This is a genomic window from Arthrobacter sp. Hiyo1, from assembly GCF_001263615.2.
GTDB lineage: Bacteria > Actinomycetota > Actinomycetes > Actinomycetales > Micrococcaceae > Arthrobacter.
The window spans coordinates 120667-124501 of record NZ_DF952470.1 but is presented as its reverse complement, the minus strand read 5'-3'; the positions used below and the strand labels follow the sequence as shown (position 1 = coordinate 124501).

Annotated in this window: 5 protein-coding genes and 1 pseudogene; 3 read left to right on the top strand and 3 right to left on the bottom strand. The window is 61.6% G+C overall.

Annotated features, from left to right (window positions below; all coding sequences use genetic code 11):
- Both AHiyo1_RS26510 and AHiyo1_RS09540 read right to left on the bottom strand, forming a co-directional pair.
- Positions 1-201, bottom strand: a 201-nt coding sequence (locus AHiyo1_RS26510) for a hydantoinase/oxoprolinase family protein (RefSeq protein WP_275937056.1), incomplete at its 3' end; no start/stop codon positions are given.
- Between the two features lie 70 nt (positions 202-271).
- Positions 272-979: pseudogene (locus AHiyo1_RS09540) on the bottom strand (hydantoinase/oxoprolinase N-terminal domain-containing protein); the annotation flags it as partial.
- A gap of 338 nt (positions 980-1317) precedes the next feature.
- Between AHiyo1_RS09540 and AHiyo1_RS09535 the strand changes: the two are divergent.
- Positions 1318-1749, top strand: coding sequence for an SRPBCC domain-containing protein (locus AHiyo1_RS09535; RefSeq protein ID WP_059388410.1), 432 nt, complete (start codon positions 1318-1320; stop codon positions 1747-1749).
- 9 nt (positions 1750-1758) lie between these two features.
- Here AHiyo1_RS09535 and AHiyo1_RS09530 read toward each other — a convergent pair whose 3' ends face one another.
- Entirely contained in the window at positions 1759-2496 is a 738-nt protein-coding gene (locus AHiyo1_RS09530) for a GAF and ANTAR domain-containing protein (protein WP_059388409.1), read from the bottom strand.
- Between the two features lie 719 nt (positions 2497-3215).
- On the opposite strand from AHiyo1_RS09530, the gene AHiyo1_RS09525 reads away from it, so the two are divergent.
- On the top strand, positions 3216-3407 hold the full coding sequence (locus tag AHiyo1_RS09525; RefSeq protein WP_059388408.1) for a hypothetical protein: 192 nt from the start codon (positions 3216-3218) through the stop codon (positions 3405-3407).
- A gap of 183 nt (positions 3408-3590) precedes the next feature.
- A partial coding sequence (locus AHiyo1_RS09520; protein ID WP_148667529.1) for a DeoR family transcriptional regulator occupies positions 3591-3835 on the top strand: 245 nt, incomplete at its 3' end.

The window sequence follows — 3835 nt, the reverse complement described above, 5'->3', positions numbered from 1 at the left end:
CCAGGCGACCGAGCCGCCGCCAGCGCCCACGGTGTGAATATTGACCACGCTCATGAGCATTGGAAGGCCTTCAAGATGTGCCTCCGTGGAGACGTCGGGCTTGCCGTCGACTACCAATGAGACATCGAAGGACGTTCCGCCCATGTCGACGCCGATCAGGTTGCGGTTTCCCGAAACGCCGGCCAGTTCGACGTCGCCCATGGCGCCCCCCGACCGGGCCCGAGAGAAGGGTCTGGAGCGGGCGCTTCCGTGCGGACTCAGCGGTGAGCACCCCGCCGGAGGACTGCATGATGTGCAGCGGGGCTTCCACACCGCGGTCCCCGAGCTTCTTTTCGAGGTCCAGGAGGTAGTTGCGGACCACTGGTCCGGTGTAGGCCTCGACGACGGCGGATGAGGTGCGCTCGTATTCGCGCCATTCCTTCGCGGCCTCGTGGGAAAGCGAAACGGTGAAATCTTCGCCTAGTTCTTCGAGCAGGATTTCCCGGGCCCGAAGTTCGTGAGCGGGGTTCTTGTAGCTGAACAGGAATGCGACGGCGACTGCGCCATAACCTTCGGCCACTGCCCGACGGCCTGCCTGACGGACGGCAACTTCGTCCAATGGCCTGATCTCGAGGCCTTGCCCATCCAGGCGCCCTCCCACGCCGATGACGTCCTTGCGCTCGAGCAGCGGGGAAGGCTTGCGGTACTGGGCGTTGTAGAGCTCAAGGCGCGGGCCGCGGGCAATGTGATAAGTGTCTTCGACTCCGGCGGTGGCCAGCAGCAGCACCGGTACGCCGCGACGCTCAAGGAAGGCATTCAATCCCTGGGTGGTGCCGTGGACCAGGAACTCGATGTCGGACAGGTCGTCGACAATGGACTCGAGGCCGGCGATGACGCCCGCGCTCAGATTCCCCGGCGTAGTGGATGATTTGGTGGCCGTATAGGTTCCGGCGTGCTGATCGTAAGCGACAATGTCGGTAAACGTTCCACCGATGTCCATGGACACCCTGTAGTTCGGCATGTATGTCTCCTCATGGTTCTGAATGGGAACTCGATGTGTGAGACATCACGCTACGGACCCGGCTTTTCCGGACGTGGGCAAACTGCACGATGCTGCATCTACCCCGAGGGCGAACTGCCTAACGACCATCGAAATCCGACTATCGCCGCAGTTCAGAGCCACAATTCTGAGACGTGCTGCGAGCCTAAGAGAAAACACCCTGAATCTCTTGACGTGACGGAGAGCGCAATTCGGCATCTCTCCGCCGGCCGTCGCTCCCGGGCGTAGACTCTGTTGCGCCGGCGCCCGGACGCCGACCACGTGAAAAGGAGATGGACATGGCAGGCAACTTCATTGCGAGTTCAACCATCACGATCCATGCAAGCGCCGATCGGGTGTGGTCGGTACTCACCGATCCCCAGGCCATCAAGGAGTTCATGTTCGGGACCGAGGTGGTCACCGACTGGACGGTTGGCGGACCTATTGTTTGGCGCGGGCTCTGGAAGGGCAAAGACTATGAGGACAAGGGTGTCATCCTTGAGTTCGAGCCAGGGAAGCGGCTGGTAAACACCCATTTCAGTCCGTTGTCCGGCCAAGAAGACACTCCCGGGAACTACCACACGCTGACGTGGACTTTGGAGCCGGAAGGCGGGATGACCAAGCTGACCTTGGCGCAGGACAACAACGCCAGCGCGGAAGAAGCGTCGCATTCGAAGGGCATGTGGGACAGCCTCGTGGAGAGCGTCAAAAATATCGCAGAGCGCAGCTAGCGGGGCCCTCTATGCGTCGAAGTGTGAGACGGGCGTTTCGTTCGTCAAGGACTGGAGAAGGGATTCCGCAACGTCCCTCAGTTTCTGGTTCCTGCCGTTCGAGGCCTTACTTAGAATCCTGAAGGCCTCCTCCTGGCTGCACCTGTTCTGGCCCATGATGACGCCGGTTGCCAGATCGATGGCGGTCCGGGAACGCATGGCCTGCTCGAGGTCCTCTGCGCGTTGCTGCCTGGCACCGATTCGGACCGCCAGCCGCAGAGCCTTTTCTGCCTGGCTCGCGAATTGCTCGCAACTGCGGATGGAGGCCTCGTCGAAGGCATCGGAGTGCGGAGCGAAAAGGTTGATCGCCGCCGTCGCGCCCTCTTCCAGGCGCAAGGGGACGCAGAGCACCGCCAAGTGCCCGCGCTCTGCGATCGTGGAACAGTATTCAGGCCACCGGGAGTCCGTCGACGTATCCCGGACGAGCACGGACTTCCCGGTTCTCATCGCCTCGAGGCATGGCCCGTCTCCATAGGCTTGCTGCACTTCGTCAATGAGGCGCGCTTCGTGGCTGCTCCCCGCGACCGTCATCGATCGGCGGCGCCGGCTCAACGTGACCCCGCACAGGACGTCCTGGCCGCGCGCAGCGGACACCGACGAGGCCGTGAACACCGCAAGGTCTTCGAGGAAGCCGCTGACGTCTTCACTGTCGATGACCAAATCCTGGAGTTGTCCCACTACCGAGGCATTCAGGCCCATTTCGTCCATGGCTCAGTCTAGGAGCAGCAGGGCGGCAATGGCAGAAAAAGGCGCACGATGCAGCGTCCACCAACTGGACAAACGTTCCGCCGGTCTTGCGCGCCGGGGGTACAGAGTGCACAATTCTTCTACAGTCCGTGCAGAACTCCGGACAAGGGCCGAGCCTTCGGCCTGTTTTCGCTCAAGCAGCCGGGCGCCATGTCACTCAATGTGAAGGTGCTGCCTGATGAGCAAATGCCTGTTACCGGCGCGGAGCTAGTCGATGTCGACCGTCTCCGAATCCGCCGTCCCCCACGAACCACATCAGCCTGGGGCTACCCCCCTTTGGTGTGCCCGTTGCGGAACGGACAGGCACCTGATCATCGAGTCCATCCAGGCCCGGTCTCCAAGGTCTTCCCAGCAGCTTGCCGTGTTCTACACGTGCACTTCCTGCGGGTTTTCCTACAGCCACGCGGCCACCGTCCAGCAGGCGGGGGCCATCCTGAATCGTCGGGGGATTCAGGATGGCCTCCTGGAGTTCGGAAGCCACTATTTCCATTGCAGCGAACCACTCCGTGAGGTGAAAACCGCGCTGCGAAGCTTCAGGGCACCGCCGACGGGCGTGCCCCGATCGCGCAGCTCTCCCCCGGAAGCCCGGCTCCACACCAAGGTCTTGAGATGCAGTTGCGGGTTCGAGCTGGAAATACCTGCTTAGCCAACAATGTGCAGCATTACCCGAAGGAAACACCATGAAGCTTGAAAGTACACAGCAGCGCCGGCCCGAAGACGACTCCCCGCAAGATTCCGATGGACTGGACCAAAAGAGGAACAAGAACCGGCACGAACCGGATTCCCCTACCCAGTCCCGCTTGCCCGATCCCCCAGACCCGGACAACCTCCCCATCGACTACCCGGGCCTAGGGGAGATCGAGTGGCCATAGGGCGGCCTCCGGTCCGGCGTTAGCACCCAAACCACACCTCAACAAACCCAAACCAAAGCAAAGATCTTTGTTTATGTTGTTTTCTGTTGACAGACCAACATGAACAAAGATAGAGTCAAGCAATTCCACATCATGTGATGACTGTCACTGGTGTACTTACAGCTTGTACGCAATGGAGGGTATGTGTTCGCCGAGGAGCGCCAACAGCTGATCTCCGAGCTCGTCGCCGAGCGTGGGCGGGTCAGCGTCACGGACCTTGCAGACCGATTCAGCATCACCACAGAGACGGTCCGCCGTGACCTCGCTGCCCTCGAATCCGCCGGCAACCTTCGCCGCGTCCACGGCGGGGCCGTCCCGTCGGACCGCCTCAGCACCCGCGAGGAAAGCGTGGTTGAGCGGGCCATCCAGCGCCAGCCGGAAAAGGTCCG